The sequence below is a fragment of the Micromonospora sp. CPM1 genome (assembly GCF_023896895.1).
Taxonomy (GTDB): Bacteria; Actinomycetota; Actinomycetes; order Mycobacteriales; family Micromonosporaceae; genus Micromonospora; species Micromonospora tulbaghiae.
In genome coordinates this window covers 442619-462204 of sequence record NZ_JAMHIU010000001.1, presented here as the reverse complement: position 1 = coordinate 462204, position 19586 = coordinate 442619, and the positions used below count along the sequence as shown (strand labels likewise).

General features: G+C 74.8%; 19 protein-coding genes. 15 read left to right on the top strand and 4 right to left on the bottom strand.

What is annotated here, in order from left to right; all coding sequences use genetic code 11:
• The first annotated feature begins 31 nt into the window (after window positions 1-31).
• Genes M8C11_RS01670 through M8C11_RS01655 form a run of 4 tightly spaced genes read left to right on the top strand, consistent with a single transcriptional unit; the run spans window position 32 to window position 3681 of the window.
• The gene (locus M8C11_RS01670; RefSeq protein ID WP_252447964.1) at window positions 32-958 is read left to right on the top strand and encodes an ABC transporter permease; all 927 of its coding nucleotides are present in this window, start codon (window positions 32-34) and stop codon (window positions 956-958) included.
• Window positions 955-1974, top strand: coding sequence for an ABC transporter permease (locus M8C11_RS01665; RefSeq protein WP_252447963.1), 1020 nt, complete (start codon window positions 955-957; stop codon window positions 1972-1974). The genes M8C11_RS01670 and M8C11_RS01665 overlap by 4 nt, the downstream gene beginning before the upstream one ends.
• A 46-nt stretch (window positions 1975-2020) precedes the next feature.
• Complete coding sequence (locus tag M8C11_RS01660; protein ID WP_252447962.1) at window positions 2021-3226, top strand: CaiB/BaiF CoA-transferase family protein; 1206 nt, start codon at window positions 2021-2023, stop codon at window positions 3224-3226.
• Window positions 3227-3261: 35 nt separating this feature from the next.
• Window positions 3262-3681 (top strand): heme-binding protein, encoded by a 420-nt coding sequence (locus M8C11_RS01655; RefSeq protein WP_252447961.1) that lies wholly within the window; start codon window positions 3262-3264, stop codon window positions 3679-3681.
• Between the two features lie 53 nt (window positions 3682-3734).
• Here M8C11_RS01655 and M8C11_RS01650 read toward each other — a convergent pair whose 3' ends face one another.
• Window positions 3735-4364, bottom strand: coding sequence for an enoyl-CoA hydratase/isomerase family protein (locus M8C11_RS01650; RefSeq protein WP_252447960.1), 630 nt, complete (start codon window positions 4362-4364; stop codon window positions 3735-3737).
• Window positions 4365-4373: 9 nt separating this feature from the next.
• Window positions 4374-5141 (bottom strand): enoyl-CoA hydratase-related protein, encoded by a 768-nt coding sequence (locus tag M8C11_RS01645; RefSeq protein WP_252447958.1) that lies wholly within the window; start codon window positions 5139-5141, stop codon window positions 4374-4376.
• Window positions 5142-5356: 215 nt separating this feature from the next.
• Here M8C11_RS01645 and M8C11_RS01640 point away from each other — a divergent pair, with 215 nt between their 5' ends.
• Genes M8C11_RS01640 through M8C11_RS01590 form a run of 11 tightly spaced genes read left to right on the top strand, consistent with a single transcriptional unit; the run spans window position 5357 to window position 17073 of the window.
• Window positions 5357-6511 (top strand): acyl-CoA dehydrogenase family protein, encoded by a 1155-nt coding sequence (locus M8C11_RS01640; RefSeq protein WP_252447956.1) that lies wholly within the window; start codon window positions 5357-5359, stop codon window positions 6509-6511.
• The gene (locus M8C11_RS01635; RefSeq protein WP_252447952.1) at window positions 6508-7341 is read left to right on the top strand and encodes a cyclase family protein; all 834 of its coding nucleotides are present in this window, start codon (window positions 6508-6510) and stop codon (window positions 7339-7341) included. The genes M8C11_RS01640 and M8C11_RS01635 overlap by 4 nt, the downstream gene beginning before the upstream one ends.
• Window positions 7338-7976 carry a TetR/AcrR family transcriptional regulator gene (locus M8C11_RS01630; protein WP_252447949.1) on the top strand — a complete coding sequence of 213 codons (639 nt, stop codon included), beginning with the start codon at window positions 7338-7340 and terminating at the stop codon, window positions 7974-7976. Before M8C11_RS01635 ends, M8C11_RS01630 begins: the two co-directional genes overlap by 4 nt.
• Complete coding sequence (locus tag M8C11_RS01625; protein WP_252447948.1) at window positions 7973-9307, top strand: phenylacetate--CoA ligase family protein; 1335 nt, start codon at window positions 7973-7975, stop codon at window positions 9305-9307. Before M8C11_RS01630 ends, M8C11_RS01625 begins: the two co-directional genes overlap by 4 nt.
• Window positions 9307-10473, top strand: coding sequence for a thiolase family protein (locus tag M8C11_RS01620; RefSeq protein ID WP_252447947.1), 1167 nt, complete (start codon window positions 9307-9309; stop codon window positions 10471-10473). Before M8C11_RS01625 ends, M8C11_RS01620 begins: the two co-directional genes overlap by 1 nt.
• A complete protein-coding gene (locus M8C11_RS01615; protein ID WP_252447946.1) occupies window positions 10470-11873 on the top strand; it encodes a 3-hydroxyacyl-CoA dehydrogenase NAD-binding domain-containing protein in 1404 nt (467 codons plus the stop codon). The genes M8C11_RS01620 and M8C11_RS01615 overlap by 4 nt, the downstream gene beginning before the upstream one ends.
• Window positions 11870-12700, top strand: a complete 831-nt coding sequence (locus M8C11_RS01610; RefSeq protein ID WP_252447945.1) for an SDR family oxidoreductase — start codon at window positions 11870-11872, stop codon at window positions 12698-12700. The genes M8C11_RS01615 and M8C11_RS01610 overlap by 4 nt, the downstream gene beginning before the upstream one ends.
• A complete protein-coding gene (locus tag M8C11_RS01605; RefSeq protein ID WP_252447944.1) occupies window positions 12697-13491 on the top strand; it encodes a CoA transferase subunit A in 795 nt (264 codons plus the stop codon). The genes M8C11_RS01610 and M8C11_RS01605 overlap by 4 nt, the downstream gene beginning before the upstream one ends.
• Window positions 13488-14216, top strand: a complete 729-nt coding sequence (locus tag M8C11_RS01600) for a co-chaperone HscB (protein WP_252447943.1) — start codon at window positions 13488-13490, stop codon at window positions 14214-14216. Before M8C11_RS01605 ends, M8C11_RS01600 begins: the two co-directional genes overlap by 4 nt.
• Window positions 14213-16327: an acyl-CoA dehydrogenase family protein gene (locus M8C11_RS01595; RefSeq protein ID WP_252447942.1), complete on the top strand. Its 2115-nt coding sequence runs from the start codon at window positions 14213-14215 to the stop codon at window positions 16325-16327. Before M8C11_RS01600 ends, M8C11_RS01595 begins: the two co-directional genes overlap by 4 nt.
• Window positions 16324-17073: an enoyl-CoA hydratase gene (locus M8C11_RS01590; protein ID WP_252447941.1), complete on the top strand. Its 750-nt coding sequence runs from the start codon at window positions 16324-16326 to the stop codon at window positions 17071-17073. Before M8C11_RS01595 ends, M8C11_RS01590 begins: the two co-directional genes overlap by 4 nt.
• Before the next feature lie 60 nt (window positions 17074-17133).
• Here the strand turns inward: M8C11_RS01590 and M8C11_RS01585 are convergent, their stop codons facing one another.
• Both M8C11_RS01585 and M8C11_RS01580 read right to left on the bottom strand, forming a co-directional pair.
• A complete protein-coding gene (locus tag M8C11_RS01585; RefSeq protein ID WP_252447940.1) occupies window positions 17134-18033 on the bottom strand; it encodes an ROK family protein in 900 nt (299 codons plus the stop codon).
• Between the two features lie 95 nt (window positions 18034-18128).
• On the bottom strand, window positions 18129-19583 hold the full coding sequence (locus M8C11_RS01580) for an argininosuccinate lyase (RefSeq protein WP_252447939.1): 1455 nt from the start codon (window positions 19581-19583) through the stop codon (window positions 18129-18131).
• Between the last annotated feature and the right edge of the window lie 3 nt (window positions 19584-19586).

Here is a 19586-nt window from a genome sequence, read left to right as displayed (position 1 = left end):
GGCAGCCGTCCGGCGGAGCACGGGTCTTCCCTTGCTCCGCCGCCACGGCGCCACACTCGCCCTGGCCGCGCTCTGGGTGGCGCTGGTGCTGGCCACCGCCGTGAAGTCGCCGGCCTTCCTGTCCCACCAGACCGTCATCGCGGTGGCCTTCAACATGGCGTTCATCGGCGTCCTGGTCGTCGGCGTCAGCCTGGTGATGCTCAGCGGCGCCGAGTTCGACCTGTCCGTCGGCGTGACGGCGGTGGCCGCCGCGCTGATCGCCGCCCAGCTGCTGACCGACGGCACGCCGTTCGCCCTGGTGCTGGTCGCGGTGCTGGTGTTCGGCGCGCTCATCGGCGTCGTCAACGCGGCGCTGATCGTGCGCGTGCGCATCCACCCCATCGTCGCCACGCTCGGCACGATGTTCCTGGTCAGCGGCACCACCAGGCTGTTCATCGAGTTCGTGCCGATCCCGCGCGACAGCTTCCTGCGCCGGCACGTCGCCGGCGACCTGTTCGGCGTACCGCGGGTCTTCTGGATCATGCTGGTGCTGCTCGCCGCGGTCGCGTTCGTGGCCGGCCGGACCCGGCTGGGCCGGCACCTCGTCGCGGTCGGCGGCAACCGGCAGGCCGCGCTCGTCCGCGGCCTGCGGCCGGACCGGATCCAGGCCGGCGCGCTGGTGTTCTGCGGGCTGATCGCCGGCCTCGCCGGGCTGGTCCTCGCGTCCCAGGGCGACATCGTCCAGTCCACGCTGACCCCCGGCACCGAGTTCCGGGTGATCTCGATCCTGCTGCTCGGCGGGATGGCGCTCACCGGCGGCCGCGGCAGCTTCGTCGGCGTCGCCTTCGCGCTGCTGCTGCTCAACACGCTGCCCACGGCGATCGTCACGTGGGGGGTCTCGTCCAGCTGGCAACCGGTCGTCGAGGGCGTCGTGCTCGCGGTCGCGCTCGCCGTCAACAGCGTCAGGAGCACGCCATGACGACCACGGGTACCCGGCCCGGATGGGCCGCCCTGCTCAGCCGCCCGTCCACCACGAGCGTGCTGCTGTTCGTGGTCGCCGTGACCGCCGCACTGAGCTTCGCGCCCGACTTCGCCACCCGCGCCAACATCTCCAGCATGCTCGGCGACATGCTCGCCCCGGCGATCGTCCTGCTCGCGGCGAGCCTGGCGATGACCGGCGGCGTCGCCGACCTCAGCGTCGGCTCGGTCCTCGGCCTCGGCGCGGTCGTCTACGCCACCGTCTACACCGCCTCCGGCTCGTGGCAGGTCGGCGTGCTCGCCGCGCTCGGCACCGGGCTGCTCGCCGGGCTCACGAACGGCAGCCTCGCGCTGGTGTTCGGCGTCTGGCCGCTGATCGCCACGCTGGGCATGCTCGTCGCCGCCCGCGGCCTGGCGAAGGTGATCAGCGACGGCAGTTCGGTGGCCGCGTACACCCCGGAGCTCAGCACCGCGCTGAAGACCACGATCGGGCCGCTGCCGGTGCCCGTGCTGGTGGTGCTGGGGCTCGCGCTGGTGTGCAGCGCGCTGGTCCGCCGGTCCCGCTGGGGCACCCACCTGCGTGCCACCGGCGGCGACGAGGTGGTCGCCGCCCGCGCCGGCATCCGGGCCGGCCGGGTCCGGCTGGCACTGTTCGTGCTGACCAGCACCGCCGCGGCGGTGGCCGGCTGCGTCCAGGTGATGCGCACCGGCGCGTCGGCGATCACCCTCGGCGAGGGCACCGAACTGTACGTCTACGGCGCGCTGCTGATCGCCGGGTTCCGGCTCGCCGGGGGCGGGCACGGAAGCCCGATGACGGCGTTCCTGAGCCTGCTCTCGCTGAGCATCGTGCTGAACATCTTCCGGCTGCGCGGCATGCCGTTGCCGCTGGGCGACATCCTGCTCGGCGTCACGCTGCTCGGCGCGGTGTCGCTCGGCTGGATCCGCCAGCGCACCCAGCGGCACTCCCCCGCGCCGGAACCCGAACCGGAGGCCCGGCCGCACGCCGTGCCCGCCTGACCTCCACCCGCACCACCGGAACGACCGACGAGAGAACAGGGACGACATGAACGACTATGCCCGCGGCCCGTTGTCCGGCTTGCGCGTGATCGAAGCCGGGGTCCTGCTGGCCGGGCCGTTCTGCGGCCAGATCCTCGGCGACCTCGGCGCCGACGTGATCAAACTGGAGGAGCCGGGCCGGGGCGACCCGATGCGCGAGTGGGGACGCGAGCGCCCGTACGGCAAGTCGCTGTGGTTCCCGGTGCTCGGGCGCAACAAGCGCTCGGTCACCCTCAACCTGCGCGTCCCGGAGGGGCAGGAGGTGCTGCGCCGGCTCGCCGCCGAGGCCGACGTCCTGGTGGAGAACTTCCGGCCCGGCACGCTGGAGCGCTGGGGCGTCGGCCCGGAGGTGCTGTGGGACATCAACCCACGGCTGGTGATCGTGCGGGTGTCGGCGTACGGGCAGTCCGGACCGTACGCCGAACGCGCCGGCTACGGCTCGATCGGCGAGGCGATGGGCGGCATCCGCTACACCACGGGTGATCCCGACTCGCTGCCCAGCCGGGTCGGCATCAGCATCGGTGACTCGCTGGCCGGCACGTTCGCCGCGGTGGGTGCGATGGGCGCGCTGCGGGTGGCCGAGGCGACCGGCCGGGGCCAGATCGTCGACAGCGCCATCTACGAGTCGGTGCTCGCGCTGATGGAGTCGCTGGTGCCGGAGTACGCGATCGGCGGCTACATCCGGGAACGCACCGGCTCGATCCTGCCGAACATCGCGCCGAGCAACGTCTACGTCGCCTCCGACGGCGGCATGGTGGTGATCGCGGCCAACCAGGACACCGTGTTCCGGCGGCTGGCCGAGGCGATGGCGCAGCCCGAGCTGGCCGCCGACCCACGCTTCGCCGGCCACACCGCGCGCGGCCGCAACCAGCGCGAGCTGGACGAGCTGATCGCCAAGTGGTGCGCCGGGTTCGCCGGGGACGAGCTGCTGGACCTCCTGCACCGCCACGGTGTCCCCGCCGGGCGGATCTACACCGCCAAGGAGATGCTCACCGACCCGCACTTCGCCGCCCGGGACGCGATCGTCCGGCTGGAGCACCCGGACCTGGGCGAGTTCCCGATGCAGAACGTCGTGCCGAAGCTGACCGCGACGCCCGGCGGCATCCGCCGCGTCGGGCCCGAGCTGGGCGAGCACACCGACGAGGTGCTCCGCGACGTCGCCGGACTCGACGGCGACGAGATCTCCCGCCTGCGCGCCGCCGGCGTGGTCTGAGCCCTGCCCCACCCACCACCACGAAAGGAAGTCCCATGTCCCACTACACCAAGACGTCCGTCACGATCGGCGCCGCGCAGCGGATCCTCGCCGCCGCCGTCGCCAAGGCCGAGCAGATGGCGCTGCCCTGCGTCGTCGCCGTCGTCGACGAGAGCGGCGTGCTGAAGGCGTTCGCCCGGATGGACGGCGCCGCGCTGCTGTCGGTGCAGGTCGCGCAGGACAAGGCGTACACGGCTGCGGGCTTCGGCATGCCCACCGACGGCTGGTACGACTTCATCAAGGACGACGCGCCGCTGGCCACCGGCGCGCCGGCCGGCATCGACCGGCTCGTGGTCTTCGGCGGCGGCTACCCGATCACCGCCGACGGCGCGGTGATCGGCGGCATCGGGGTCAGCGGCGGGCACTACACGCAGGACATGGAGGTCGCACGCGCCGGCCTGGACGCCGTGGCCTGATGCTCCGGCACGGGGCCCGGGGGACCGCCGGGGCGGCGGTCCCCCGCCCCGGCTCACCCGACGCCGGCCAGCCAGGACTCGTAGTCCAGCGCGTCGGTCAGCTCCGGCCGGTCCCGGCCGCGCAGCGCACGGGCGAGCGCGGACGCCGTGCCCGCGCCGATCGCGCCGACCCGCGCGGCGAGCGCGGCCCCGGCGTCCGGGTCGGCGGACACCGAGCCGACCAGGCCGTGCCGCAGCGCCTCCTCGGCGTCCAGCGTGGCGCCGGTCCAGGCCAGGTGTGCCAGCACACCGGTGCCGGCGACACCGGCGAGCAGCCGGCCGGCGCCGCCGGCCAGGAACGCCGCGGGCGAGCCGGCGCCGAACGTGGCGGTGGGCGCGGCGACGCGCAGGTCCGCCGCGAGCGCCAGGCCGAGCCCGAGGCCGCGTACCGCGCCGTCGACGTGGACGATCACCGGGCCGGGCGCGGCGTGCACCCGCAGCACCAGCTCGTGCAGCTGTCCGCGTACGACCGGCTGGGTGAGGTCGTCGGGCTCGTGCCGCCAGGCGTCGCCCCGGACGCGGATCAGCAGCGGCTCGCCCGGCGTACGGGCGTGCTGCTTGAGCGCGTCGAGCAGGGCGGCGCGGGCGGCCGGGCCGAGCCGTTCGCCGGCGCCCGGGTCGGTGGCCTCGTGTACCTGCGTCACGTGTCTCTCCTATCGGCCGGTGAAGCGGGCCGGACGCTTCTCCAGGAACGCGTCGATGCCCTCGATGTGGTCGTCGGTGGACAGCAGCGTCAGCAGCAGCGAACGCTCGTGGGCGAGGCCGGCGGTCAGGCCGACCTCCTCGGCGGTACGCAGGGCCTGCTTGCCGAGGCGGGCCGCGACCGGGCTGCGGGCGGCGATCGAGGACGCCAGCGCGATCCCCGCCTCGACCACGCGTTCGGCGGGCACCACCTGGCTGACCAGGCCCATCCGCTGCGCGGTCCAGGCGTCCACCAGCCGGCCGCCGAGGACCAGCTCGGCGGCCCGGAACCGCCCGGCGACGCGCGCCCAGCGCTGGGTGCCGCCCGCGCCCGGGATGATGCCGAGGTTGATCTCCGGCTGGCCGAACACGGCGGAGTCGGCGGCGACCACCGCGTCACACGTCATGGCCAGCTCGCACCCGCCACCCAGGACGTATCCGGCGACCGCGGCGACGGCCGGCTTGCCGAAGCGGGCGAACCGGTTCCAGCACTCCAGCCGCTCGGAGAGCAGGTAGTCGGCCGGGGACGTGCGGCGCAGCTCGCGGATGTCGGCGCCGGAGGCGAACAGCCGCGGGCCGCCGGTCAGCACCAGCACCCGCACCTCCGGGTCGGCGTCGGCCCGGTCCATCGCCGCGGCGAGCGCGCGCAGGACGTCGGCGCTGAGTGCGTTGCGGGTCTGCGGCCGGTCGATCGTGGCGACCGCCACGGCGTCGTGTACCGCGTAACCGACGGGTTCCACGGATCACCTCCCTGTCGTCCACACCAGGCGAACATACTCTTCGGTATGTCGTCAAGATCCGAGCCATCGTCGCGAAAAGCCGGGAACACAAGGGAAAATAGCATCCGGGATCCGCTTGACACCGGCAACGAGCACCGCCTAGACATCTCGACATACGCAACGGTATGGCGCGGCGCGCAGCGACCGGCCCGCGCCGGAGAACCGGGAGGCACCACGTGTCCGTGATCTGGGAGCCACGCCTGGACGACGAGGGACGCCACTGGCGCGACCTCGCCCGGGACGTGGCGGCGCGCCACTTCGCGCCGCTGGCCGAGGAACTCGACCGGGAGCAGCGCTACCCGTGGGAGAGCGTGCGGGTGCTCGTCGAGGAAGGGCTGGCCGGGCTGCTCGTGGAACGCGGGCACGGCGGGCAGGGCACGTCGTTCGTGACCGCCTGCGCGGTCATCGAGGAGGTCTCCCGCGCCTGCCCGTCGACCGGCGCGATCCTCACCGCGTACGCGCTGGGTGCCACGCCGCTGATGCTGGCCGGCACGCCCGCGCAACGCGAGCGCTACCTGGGCGGGCTGGCCAAGGGCGAGGCGATCAGCTTCGCGCTGACCGAGGAGGGCGCCGGCAGCGACGCCGCCCGCATCCGCACCACGGCCGAACGCGAGGGCGCGGGCTGGCGGCTGCGCGGCGAGAAGATCTACATCGGCAACGGCGGCGCCTCGCGGTACTACGTGGTCTTCGCGCTCACCGACCCGCAGGCCGGCACCCGCGGCATCACCGCGTTCCTCGTGGACAAGGACGCCGACGGCGTGGTCATCGACCGGTACGAGGACAAGATGGGCATCCGCGGGACGCTCACCAGCAACCTCAAGCTGGACACCTGGGTGCCCGACGGCGACGTGCTCGGCGACCTCAACCGGGGCATGCGGCTGGCCATGCAGACGCTGTCGGCCGGGCGGATCAGCGTCGCGGCCCAGTCGCTCGGCGTCGCCCTGGCCGGCTTCGACGTCGCGTCGCGGGAGGCGGTCCGGCGGGAGACGTTCGGCCGGCCGATCATCGACAACCAGGGCATCTCGTTCCCGCTCGCGGACGTGGCCACCGGCATCACCGCCGCCCGGATGATCACCTTCGAGGCCGCCCGGACCCATCAGGAGGGCGGCGACGTCGGCGTCCTCGGCGCGATGGCCAAGCTGTACGCCAGCGAGGTCGCGCACCGGGCGGTGGACACGGCGGTGCAGGTGTTCGGCGGCGACGGCTTCTGCAAGCCCTGCCCCGCCGAACGGCTCTACCGGGACCAGCGGATCCTGGAGATCTACGAGGGCACCTCGGAGATCCAGCGGCTGGTGCTGGGCCGGGCGATCAAGGCGTCGGTGGCGGCATGAGCGCGTCCTGGCGGCTGAGCGTCGACTGGCCCGTGTCCGGCTCGACCCGGGTGTTCGACCTGGCGCAGCAGATGTACACGGGCATCCCGCACCACCCGAACCACCCGCCGTACAGCTTCACGCTCACCAAGCGGCACGGCGAGATCATGTACCCGGACGGCGTCTCCGCCGCCGCCGAGATGATCACCACGGGCGGGCACGTGGGCACCCACGTCGACGGGCTCGCCCACGTCTCCCGGCTCGGCAAGGTGTACGGCGGCGTGGACGTCACCGCGAGCCAGTCGTACGCCGACGGGGTGCCGGACGTGTCGGTGCACGACCTGCCGCCGATGCTGGCGCCCGGTCACCTGGTGGACGCGACAGTCGCGCTCGGCCGGCCGCTGACACCCGCGGACGGCGTCGGCGCGGAACTGTTCGAGCGCTGGTTCGCCGACCGGCCCCGCCCCCGCCCCGGCGACGTGGTGCTGGTGCGTACCGGCTGGGACGAGAAGTGGACGGACAACGCCGCGTACCTCGGTGTCGCCACCGGCGCGCCCGGCGTCGACCTGAGCGGCGCGCGCTGGCTCACCGACCACGGTGTGGTGGCCGCAGGCGCGGACACCATCGCGTTCGAGCACATGCCCAGCCCCGCGCTGGCGGTGCACTGCCACCTGCTGGTCGACCACGGCGTACCGATCATGGAGGCGATGAACCTCGCGCCACTGGCCGCCGAGCAGGTCGGGGACTTCTTCTTCATCGCCACCCCGCTGTCCATCCGGGGCGGCACCGGCTCGCCGATCCGCCCGCTCGCCGTCGTACCCGACACCACCGCACCGGAGACCACCGCATGACCGCCGACGACGACACCACCACGCGCCCGCCCGCCCCCGGCCGGCGGGACATCCTGGAGGCCGCCGCCACCGCGTTCACCCGCAACGGGTACGCGGCAACCACCATCGACGACATCGCCCGCGAGATGGGCGCCACGAAGGGCCGGGTCTACCACTACTACCGGGCCAAGGCGGACGTCTTCCTGGACATCGTCACCACCGGCATGCAGGAGCTGATCGACGGGATCGAGCCGATCGCCGGCAACGGCGGCCTCGACCCGGCCACCCGGCTCTGGCGGATGGCGCACCACCACGCCGGGCTGATGATGACCCGCAACTCGTTCCAGCGCGTGGCGATGCGCGCGGTCGAGATGCGCCGCCTCGGCGAGGCGCCCGCCCAGCAGCAGGCCCTGGAGACCGTGATCGCCATGCGCGACCGGTACGAGCAGATCTTCGCCGACGTCATCGACGAGGGCCGGAAGGCCGGGGTGTTCCGCGAGGTGGACAGCCGGCTGGCCACCAAGCCGCTGCTCGGCGCGCTGAACTGGATCAGCCTCTGGTACGATCCGCAGCGCGGCGACTACAACACCCGGCAGCGGCTCGCCGACGAGTACGCCGACTTCATCGTCGGCGGGCTGCGCCGGAGCCCGCGATGACCGGGCCGTTCTCCGAGCGCCACTGGCACGAGGCCGAGACGTGGCCACGCGAGCGGCTGGCCGCGTACCAGCTCACCCGGCTGAAGGCGCAACTGTCCTACGTGTACGACGCCAGCGGCTTCTACCGCACCCGGTGGGACGCGCTCGGCTTCCACCCGGGCGACGTGCGCGAACTCGCCGACCTGCGCCGCCTGCCGCTGGTCGGCAAGGCCGACTACGTGGCCGACCTGGCCGCGCACCCGCCCTGGGGCAGCGCCGTCGCCGCGCCGGTCGCCGACCGTCGCCGGGTGCACTTCTCCTCCGGCACCACCTCGAACCCGACGCCGGTGCTGTGGACCGCACACGACCTGGACCGCTGGGCCGACCTGTACGCGCGGGCCGCCTACAGCCAGGGCGTCCGCGACACGGACGTGTACCAGTGCCTGTTCAGCTACGCCTGGTTCGTCGGCGGGCTCGGCGCGACAGCCGGCTACCAGCGCATCGGCGTGACGCTGCTGCCCGCCGGCTCCGGCGACACCCAACGCCAGATCGACACCATCTTCCGGTACGGCACCACAGCCGTCGGCGGCACACCGTCGTTCATGCTGCACCTGGCCGAGACCGCGGAACGCGCCGGCACCCCGCTGCGCGACTCGCCGGTGCGGCGGATCCAGGTCGGCGGCGAGCCCGGTGCCGGGGTGCCGGCCACCCGCGCGCACATCGAGCAGCGCTGGGGCGCGAAGTGCTTCGACGGCTACGGCAGCCTGGAGTTCCAGCCGATCGCCTGGGAGTGCGAGGAACAGGCCGGCGGCCACCTGGCCGAGGACTTCGCGTACGCCGAGGTGCTCGACCCGTACACCCACGAGCCGGTGCCCGACGGCACCCCCGGCCTGCTGGTGCTCACCCACCTGGACAAGCGGGCGACGCCGCTGGTGCGCTGGGCCACCGGCGACGTGGTGGTCCGCGACAGCACCGCCTGCCCGTGCGGGCGCACGCTCGCCCGGCTGCCGGGCGGCGTCGTCGGCCGGGCCGACGACATGCTCGTGGTACGCGGGGTGAACCTGTTCCCGTCCGCCGTCGAGCAGGTCGTCCGGGCCACGCCCGGCACCTGCGGCGAATACCTCATCGTCCTCGACGAGGACGTCACCGACCCGGCGACCGGCTACCTCACCGGCATCAAGCTGCGCGTCGAGGTGACCGGCGACGACCAGCGGGTGGCCCGCGAGCTGGCGCACGCCGTACGCGCCGAGCTGACCGTGCGCGCGGTGGTGGAGACCGTTGCCGAGGGCGCGCTGCCGCGCAGCACCCACAAGAGCAAGCGCGTCGTACGCGCCGACCGAGAGGCTCCGTGATGGACAGGCAAGCGTTCCTGGTCGGCGCCGTGCGTACCCCGCACGGCCGGTACGGCGGCGCGCTGCGCGACGTGCGGGTGGTGCGCCTGGGCGGGCTCGCCGGCGCCGAGGCGCTGGCGCGGGCCGGTGTGCCCGCCGAGGCGGTGGACGAGACGGTGGTGGCGAACTGCCGCCAGGCGGGCAACGGCCCGAACCCGGGCCGGCAGATCTCGCTCGCGGCGGGCGTGCCGGTGCCGGCACCGGCGCAGACGATCAACATGGCCTGCGCCTCCGGCCTCAAGGCGGTGCAGCTCGCGCACCGGTCGGTCCGGTCCGGCGAGGCCGACGTGGCGCTCGCGGTGGCCGCGGAGAGCATGAGCACGATGCCGTACCTGGCGCCGTATACGCTGCGGTGGGACGGGGTGCGGCGCGGCGACGTCCTGCTCCAGGACGGCTGGCGCGACGGCGGCACCGACCCGATCTGCGGCATGAGCATGGGCGAGACCGCGGAGAAGGTCGCCCGCGAGTTCGGCGTGTCCCGCGCCGACCAGGACGCCTGGTCGGCGCGCAGCCACCAGCGGCTGGCCCGGGCCTGGGAGTCCGGCGCGATGGCGCAGGAGGTGCTGCCGCTGGACGAGCTGGACCGCGACGAGACGGTACGCCCCGACACCACACCGGAACGGCTCGCCCGGCTCCGCCCGTCGTTCACCGGCGACGGCACCGTCACGGCCGGCAACGCCAGCCAGATGGCCGACGGCGCCGCGGCGGTCGTGGTGGCGAGCGGCGAGGCGGTACGGCGGCACGGGCTGACCCCGCTGGGCCGGATCGTCGGGTTCGCGGCAGTCGGCGTGGACCCGACGATGATGGGCGTCGGACCGGCCGAGGCGATCCCGCTGGCCCTGCGCCGGGCCGGGCTGACCATCGGCGACGTCGACCTGTTCGAGATCAACGAGGCGTTCGCGGCGCAGATCCTGCAGAACGTCCGCGCGCTGGGCCTGGACGAGGAGCGGGTGAACGTCAACGGCGGCGGGATCGCCCTCGGCCACCCGACCGGCCAGAGCGGCGCCCGCCTGGTCGTGTCGCTGCTGCACGAACTGGCCCGCCGCGACGGCCGGTACGGCGTGGCGAGCCTGTGCGTCGGCGGCGGGCAGGGCATCGCCGCCGTGATCGAGCGGATGACCCGGTGATCGCCGTCGTGGTCGGCCTGGGCCCGATGGGCCGGGGCATCGCGCAGGTCCTCGCCGCGGCGGGGCACACCGTACGGGTCGTCGACGCCACCGCCGAGCTGGGCCGCGCCGGCCTGGAGCGGATCCGCGCCGACGGCGCCACCGGCGACCTCGACGCCGCCGCCGACGTCGAGACCGCGCTGGCCGGCGCGGACGTGCTGATCGAGGCGATCGTGGAGGACATGGCCGCCAAGCGCGACCTGCTCGCCCGGGTCGCCGCCGCCGGCGGCCCGGACCTGCTCGTCGCCTCCAACACCTCGTCGCTGAGCGTCAACGAGATGGGCCGCGCGTTCGGCGCCCCGCAACGCCTGCTCGGGCTGCACTTCTTCAACCCGCCCACCCGGATGCGCCTGGTGGAGGTGATCGTCGGCGCGGCCACCGGCGAGGCGACCGTACGGCGGGCGCTGGCGCTCGTGGAGTCGCTCGGCAAGACCGCAGTGGTGTGCCGGGACTCGCCGAACTTCATCGTCAACCGGGTCTGCCGGCCGCTGTACTACGAGGCGCAGCTCCTCCTCGCGCAGGGCGTCGAGGCGGCGGTGGTGGACGCGGTCGCCCGGGGCGCGCTCGGGCACCCGATGGGACCGCTGCAACTGCTCGACTTCACCGGGCTGCACACCCACCTGGCCTCCTCGGAGACCGCGCTGCGCGAGTTCGGCGACCCCCGCTACCGGCCCATCCCCCAGGTGCGTGGCCTGGTCCGGGCCGGCCTGACCGGCAAGGCCGCCGGTCGCGGCTTCTACGACTACGCCGCCGAGCCGCCGCGCGACGCCAACGCCCGGGTCGTCCGGCAACCCGGGCCGCCGAACGGCCCGGCGCCCCGCGTGGTCGGCCTCGGCGCGCCGACCCCGCAGCGGGTGGCGGAGCTGGCCCGGCTGGCGGCGCGGCAGAACGTGGTGCTGGACAGCTCCGACGCCGGCTGGGCGGACGTGCTGCCCGCCGACGTCGGCTGGATCCGGCTGCACCGGCGCGCCGACGACGCCGTGTTCGCCGAGGTGGTCGAGGACCCGGTCGCGGGCATCGCCGTCCCCGGCTTCGTCGACCGGCTGCTGGACCACCTCGGCGCGCCGTCGGTGCGGGTGCCGGCGCTGCCCGGCCTGGTCGGCGACCGGCTCGCCCACTGCCTGGTGAACGAGGCAGCCACAGTGGTCGAGGAGGGCACCGCCACCGCCGACGACGTGGACGTGGCGCTGCGCCTGGCGATGAACCATCCGCGCGGCCCGTTCGAGACACTGCGGTCCGCCGGGGCGGTGACCGTGTACGAGGCGCTGCGGTCGATGGCCGACGCGTTCGGCGACCCCCGCTACCGCCCGGCGCAACTGCTGCGGCGGCAGGCGATCGGCGAGGCGAGGGCCGCCCGGTGACGCGGGCGGACGACACCGGCGTGGGCGTGCTGCGCGCGGGTGTGCTCGCCGGGCGGCACGCCGTGGTCACCGGCGCCGGCAGCGGCATCGGCCGGGCGGTCGCCGTGCGCCTGGTCGAGCTGGGCGCCCACGTCACCGGGCTGGGCCGGCACGCCGACACGCTCGCCGCCACCGGCGAGGCGATCACCGGCGAGGCGGCCACCGGGGACGGGCGCTACACGTACGCGGTCTGCGACGTCCGCGACCACGACCGCGCCGCCGCGACCATCGCCGAGGTGGGTGACGCGCACGGCATCGACCTGCTGGTGAACAACGCCGGCGGGCAGTTCTTCGCCCCCGCCACGCGGATCTCGGCGCGGGGCTGGGCGGCAGTCGTCGACCTGAACCTGACCAGCGTCTTCCACCTCACCACCGCCGCGTACCCGTACCTGCGGCGGGCCCGCGGGGCGGTGGTGAGCATGTCCCTGTCCGGTGTGGAACGCGGCGGGCAGGGCATGGCGCACGCCGTCGCCGCCCGGGCCGGCGTGCTCGGGCTGACCCGCACGCTGGCGCTGGAGTGGGCCGCCGACGGCATCCGGCTCAACTGCCTCGGACCGGGCACGGTGCTCACCGCCGCGCTCGACGCCGAGGCCGACCGGCACGTACGGGACAACCTGGTGGACCGGGCCACGCCGCTGCGCCGCCCGACCCGCGTCGAGGAGGTCGCCGAGCTGGTGGCGTTCCTGGCCGGACCGGCCGCCGCCATGATGACCGGCCAGCTCATCCAGCTCGACGGCGGCGCGCACCTGGGCCCGGGGCTGCACATGCTGGCCGAGGCGTACCGGTGAGCCGCGCCCTCGCCGACGTCGTGGCCGAGCACGTACGCCCCGGCCGGCGGGTCTACCTGGGCAACTTCGGCGCGCAGCTGTTCGCCGTGGGCCACGAGATGATCCGGCAGCGGATCCGGGACGTGGACGTGGTGATCGCCTCCGGCGGGCTGCTGATGGACCAGTTGCTCGGCGCCGGGGTGCTGCGGTCGGCGACATACGGCCACTGCTGGAGCCCGGTCGGCCCGGCGCCCGCGTGGAACTTCCGGCGCGCCGCGCAGGACGGCGACACGAGTGTCACGCTGCACGAGCTGAGCCTCGGGCTGCTCACCGCCGCGCTGACGGCCGGGGCCTGGCGGGTGCCGTTCATGCCGGTGCCGGACCTGCCCGGAACCGGCTACGTGAACGAGGACTGGAGCCGGGGCCGGCTGTCGCGGGTGGACTCGGCGTTCGGCGCGGCCCGGGTGGTCCGCGCGGAGCGGCCCGACGTGGCGTTCGTCCACGTCGACCTGGCCGACACCGACGGCAACGGGGTGATCCGCGGCCCGCTGGGCGAGGTGCTCGTCGCCGCCCAGGCGGCCCGCCGCACCGTGCTCGTCGCCGAGCAGGTCACCGACGCCGAGACGGTACGCGCCGCCGGGATCAGCATTCCCGGGCTGCTCGTCGACGCGGTGGTCGAGTCCCCCGGCGCGGTACGCCCCGACGGCGCGGTCGGCCGGTACCCGCGCGACGTGCAGGCGTACGAGCGGTATGCCCGCTGCTCGGCCACGGTCGACGGTTTCCGGCGGTGGCTCGCCGAGGAGGTGCTGTGACCACAGCGGACTTCCTGGTCCGGGCGGCGCGGGAGTTCCGCCGCGGCGGGTGGGTGTTCACCGGCTTCCACTGGCCGGTGCTGGCCGGCCAGTGCGCGTACGCACTGCCCGGCGAACCGTTCAGCCAGGTCTTCGAGGCCGGTGCCAGCGCGCACCGGCCCGGCGCCGACGTGCCGACCAGCACCACCGACTACCCGGCGTACGCCGGCGGGTTCGGCTGGCTGGGCGGCACCGCCGACGTGCTGCTGGCGATGGGCCACCGGTTCGACCGGGTGGTGCTCGACGCCGGCAACGTCGACCTGCGCGGCCGGATCAACTCGTCGTACCTGGGCCCCCGGGAGCGGCCCACGGTGCGGCTGCCCGGTGGCGGTGGTGCCGCCGACATCGCGGCTGCGGCGCGGGAACTGGTGCTGCTGCACGGCGCCCGGGATCCGCGCCGGATCGCGCGGGCGGTCGAGCACGTGACCGCCGCGCCCGCGCCGGACGCGCTGGTGCGGCTGCACACCCGGTGGGGCGTGGTGCGGCTCGGCGCCGAACCCCGGCTGGAGGAGGTCACCGCGGACGGCGAGGTGCTGCGCGACCACCTGGCCGCGCTCGGCGTACCGGTCGAGGACGCGGTGCCCCGGCCGCCGGTCAGCACCGCCGAGCGCGCCGCGGCCGTGGACGTGCTGCGGCAGGCCGCCGTACGCGGCTACTCAGTGGCGAAGGGAACGGACAGAGGATGACTGACGACGATCTCGGTGAGCTGCGCCGGCAGGTGCGGGACCTGGTCGGCGAGTGGCGCGACGGCGACCGGTTCCGGCCGGTGTGCGACGCGTGGCTGCGCTCGTACGACACGGAGTTCAGCCGCGCGCTGGCGGACCGGGGCTGGATCGGCCTGACCTGGCCGCGCGAGTACGGCGGGCAGGCCCGCTCGAACCGGGCGCGGCTGGTGGTCACCGAGGAGCTGCTGCGCGCCGGGGCGCCGGTGGCCGCGCACTGGATCGCGGACCGGCAGATCGGACCGGCCGTCCTGCGGTACGGCTCCCCCGCGCTGCGCGAGCGGTACCTGCCGGCGATCGCCGCCGGTGCGGTGACGTTCTGCCTCGGCATGAGCGAGACCGAGTCCGGCAGCGACCTCGCCTCGGTGCGTACCACCGCCCGCCCGGACGGCGACGGCTGGCGGCTCACCGGTGGCAAGATCTGGACCAGCCACGCGCACCGGTCGACGCACGCGTACGTGCTGTGCCGCACCGGCACCGGCGGCGACCGGCACGAGGGCCTGACCGAGCTGATCGTGGACATGTCCGCGCCCGGCGTGACCGTCCGGCCGATCGTCGACCTGCGCGGCGAGCACCACTTCAACGAGGTCGTCTTCGACGACGTGCACGTGCCCGGCGACCACGTGCTGGGCACCGCCGGCAACGGCTGGACGCAGGTCACCGAGCAGTTGTCCTTCGAGCGCGGCGGGATGGAGCGGGTGCTGAGCACGTACCCGCTGCTGGCCGCCACCGTCGACGCGTGCGCCGCGCGGCGGGACGCGGACGCCGCGCTGGGCGAGGCGCTGGCCCGGCTGGCCGGGCTGCGCGGCCTGGCCTGGCGCATCGCCGGTGAGCTGGACGCCGGCCAGGCCCCGGTGCACGCCGCGGCGGTGCTGAAGGACCTGGGCACCGAGTTCGAGGCCGACGTCAACGAGATCGCCCGTACCGTGCTCGACGTCGAGCCCGACCCCGACGGCGACGGACCGGCCGGGCTGCTCGCCCAGGGGCTGCTGGCCGCCCCGGGTTTCTCGATCCGCGGCGGCACCACGGAGGTGCTGCGCACCATCATCGCCAAGGGCGCGGCCCGGGCGCCCCGGCGCGGCGGCGACGAGCTGCGGGAGCTGGCCGACGACGTGCTCGGCGGGCACGGCGGCGACCCGGACGGCCTGCCCGCGCTCTGGTCCACCGTGCACGGGCTGGGCTGGACCGGCGTGTCGGTGCCGGAGGGCGCGGGCGGCTCGGGCGGCACGCTCACCGACCTGGCCGCGCTCGTACGCGGGATGGGCCGCCACGGCGTCTCCCTGCCGCTGGCCGAGACCGTGCTGGCCGCCCGGCAGTTCGCCGCCGCCGGTCGCGGCCTGACCGACGGCGTCGCCACGGTGGTCGCCGGCGACGGGGTCGCGGTGGCCGGCGGGCGGCTGCGCGGCACCGCCGCCCACGTGCCGTGGGCCGCCGCCGCGCGGACGCTGCTGGTGTACGCGGGCGACGAGGCGTTCGCCGTACCCGCCGGCCACCCCGGCCTCCGGGTCACCCCCGGCCACAACCTGGCCGCCGAGCCGCGCGACGACGTCACGTTCGACGTGCCGGTCACCGACGGCATGCGGCTCACCGGTGCCGCGCCCGCCGGGACGGTACGCGCCGAGGCGGCGCTGCTGACCGCCGCCGCGCTGACCGGCGCCCTGGAGACCGCTGTGGAGCACACCCGGCGGCACGTGACGACACGGGAGCAGTTCGGCCGGCCGCTGCTGGCGTTCCAGGCGGTCGGGCAGACGCTGGCCCGGATGACGTCGCACACGCTGCTGGCCGGCACCGCGCTGGACGCCGCGCTGGCCGGGCCGGACCCGCTGCGGGTCGCCGCCGCGCGGGTGCTCACCGGCCGGGCCGCGACGCTCGTGGCGCGGGGCGCGCACCAACTGCACGGGGCGATGGGCGTCACCCGCGAGCACCCGCTGCACCTGTCCACCCGCAGGCTCTGGTCCTGGCGGGACGAGAACGGCACCCAGCAGTTCTGGGCCCGGACACTGGGCGCGGCGCTGGTGCCGCGCGGCAGCGCCGGCGTCTGGTCCTGGCTGACCGATGAGGAGACCGATTCATGAGCAAGGTGCAACTCGACAACGCCGACGGGCGCTGGACGCTCACGCTTAACGACCCGGACCGGCGCAACGCCATCGACGCGGAGATGCGCGACGCGCTCGGCGACGCGATCAGCGAGGTGGCGGCCGACCGGCACGCCCGCACGCTCGTGGTCACCGGCGCGGGTACGGCGTTCTGCGCGGGCGCCGACCTGCCCGCCATGTTCGGCGAGCCCGGCCGCGGCGTCGCGGAGATCCGCGCCGACCTGCACCGCGTCTACGACAGCTTCCTGCGGGTACGGGCGCTGCCGATCCCGACGATCGCCGCGGTGCAGGGACCGGCGGTGGGCGCCGGGCTGAACCTGGCGCTGGCGTGCGACACCCGGATCGTCGGGCCGAAGGCGAAGCTGATCGCCTCGTTCACGAAGCTCGGCCTGCACCCGGGCGGGGGCTGCACCTGGTTCCTCACCCGGGCGCTCGGCCCGGAACGCGCCCTGCAACTGCTGCTCGACGGCGGGAGCGTGGACGGACCCGAGGCGGTACGCGTCGGGCTCGCCGCGACGCTCGCCGACGACCCGCTGGCGGCCGCGCACGAGCGCGCCGGGCGGTGGGCGGCGCTGGACCCGGCGCTGGCCCGGGACATCAAGACGTCGGTGCGTACCGCGGAGACGGCCGGTTTCGCCGCCGCCCTGGAGTTCGAGTCGTGGGCGCAGGCGTCCTCGGCGACCGGGCCGGCGATCCAGGAGGCGGTAGCCGCGTTCCGCAGGTGATCCGGCCACCGCCGGACCGGGCGGGGCGCCCCACCGCACCCCGCCCGGCGCCCGGCCCGCTCAGACCACCGCGGGCTGGGCCTCGGTGGCCATGACGAGCGCACCGAGCAGCGCGGCGTCCTGCGCGAAGTCCGACAGCACGATCTCCGGCGGGTACGGCAGCGTGTGGGTGAGCCGTTCGGTCAGCAGCTCCCGCACCAGGTCGTTGCCCGCGACGCTGCCGACCAGCACGATCCGCTGGGGGTCGAGCAGCAGGCAGCACGTGACGAGCTGGCGGGCCAGTTCGTCGACGCGCAGGCGGAGCTGATCGCGTACCGGGCCGGGCTGCTCCGCGGCGGCACACAGGCCGGCCGCCCGGCCGTCCACCCCGAGCCGCTGCGCCAGCTCGTCCAGGGCCCGGCCGGAGAACGTCGCCTCCAGCATCGGTTCCAGGCGGGGCGGCCAGCTGAGGTCGGTCAGTCCGTAGGCGATCTCGCCGGCCGCGCCGTGACGGCCCGGCAGCACCTCGCCGTTGACGGTTACCGCCGCGGCGACCCCCGTGCCCAGCCCGACGACGAGTCCGGGATCGGCGTCGCGCAGCGCCCCGAGCCGCAGCTCGGCGTAGGCGGCGGCCTTCAGGTCGTTCGTCACCCGCACGTGCGCGAGGTTCAGGTGGGCGCGGACCGCGTCGGCGAGCCGCAGCTCCTCCCAGCCGGGCACGTTCGGCGCCAGTTCGATGCCGTGGTCGTGGACGACGCCGGGCGAGGCGATGCCGGCCGCGACGATCGTGCCGCCGGTCTGCTCGGCGAGTTCGCACGCCCGGTCCAGTGCCCGCGTGAGGGCCTGCTGTGCGCCCTGCTCGGCGATCGTGGGCAGGCGCTCGGAGGCGAGCAGCCGGCCGTCGGTGTCGCCCACGCCGATCGCCATCTTGGTGCCGCCGAAGTCGATGCCGAGCAGGCGTGGATTTGCCGGTCGTTCCATGGTGATGTCAGATCGCCCTTCGGGCCGTCGGTCCAGATCACGTGGTCGCCGCGACACGACGTCCGCGACCACGGCCAGCTGCGTCTGCCGCCCCGTCACGGGCCTACCCTCGCCGCGACCGCCTCGGCGAGAGCCGCGTCGGCACGGGTCAGCCGCTCGCGCAACGTCTGCGCCCGCTCCTGCACCGCGTAGAGCATTGTAGACAGTCGTCCGACCTGGTCCCGGACGGCCGCCTCGCCGGGGCCGTTGGCCTGGGCGCGGCGCAGCACGAGTTCGGGGCGGACCGCGGCGGCCAGCAGGTCCCGTACCGCGGCGTCGTCGAGCGTCAGACCGAGGTCGGCGGCGGTGGACCGGACCAGCTCGTCGGTCCAGGTGGCCGGCGCGCCGCCGCGGACCAGCCGGCCGAGCAGCGAGTGGGCGCCCCGGAACGGCACGCCGTGGCGGGCCAGCGCGTCGGCCGCCGCGGTGGTGGTGGCGCCGGAGGCGACGATCTCCTCGCCGGACGGCGGGCGCTGCGGGTCCAGCTTCTCGATCAGGCCGCCGAGCAGGGAGAAGAACCGGTACGCCCGGTCGTCGCCCTCCCAGAGCCGGGACTGCACGTCGGTGGTGGCGTTGTTCGAGTCCTCCCACCAGGCGGCGCCGACGTTGTTGAGCACGCTCGCCGCGTCGGCCGCGGCGGCGCCGGCCATCGAGACGAGGTGTTCCAGCACCACCGGGTTGCGCTTCTGCGGCATGATGCTGCTGCCCTGGGTGAACTCGCCGGGCGTGACCACCCAGCCCCAGCTCAGCCAGTCCATCAGGGTGCGGGCGAGGCGGGCGCCGGTGGCGAGCGCCTGCGCGTTGAGCGTGGCGACCCGGACCAGGTGGTCGGCGCCGGCCACCGCCTCGTACGAGTTGACGATGAGCTGGTCGAAGCCGAGCAGGTCGGCCAGGCGGCGGGGCGAGATGTCCAGGTCGGTGCCGGCGAAGGCGCAGGAGCCCAGCGGCGACCGGTTCATCTCGTCCAGCAGGTCGGCGTACGCGGCGGCCTCACCGGCGAGCGCCTCGGCGTAACCGGCGAAGACGTGCCCGATGCTGGTCGGCTGGGCCGGGCGGCGGTGCGTGTAGCCGGTGACCACCACGTCGGCGTGCCGATCGGCGCGGTCCAGCACGGTCCGGCCGGTGGCCAGCAGCGCGTCGAGCACCTGGAGCAGCTGGTCGCGCAGCACCATCCGGAAGACGCCGGCGTCGAGGTCGTTGCGGCTGCGCGCGAGCTGCACGCTCAGCTGCGACACCTCGATGCCGGCCGCGGCGGCGAGACGCTTCTCCAGCGTGTAGTAGACGTCCTCGACGCTGCCGTCGTACTCCAGCTCCTCGGGCCGGTCACCGGTGAGGGCGACCAGGCCGCGCAGCATCGTCGCGGCGGCCTCGTCGGAGATCAGGCCCTGCTCGGCGAGCATGACGACGTGGGCCTTGCTGGCCGTGACCATCGCCGGGTAGAGGTTGGCGACGTGGTGGTCGAACACGACGCGGAGATGGTGCTGTTGGTAGACGGTCAGTGACGGGCTCATGGT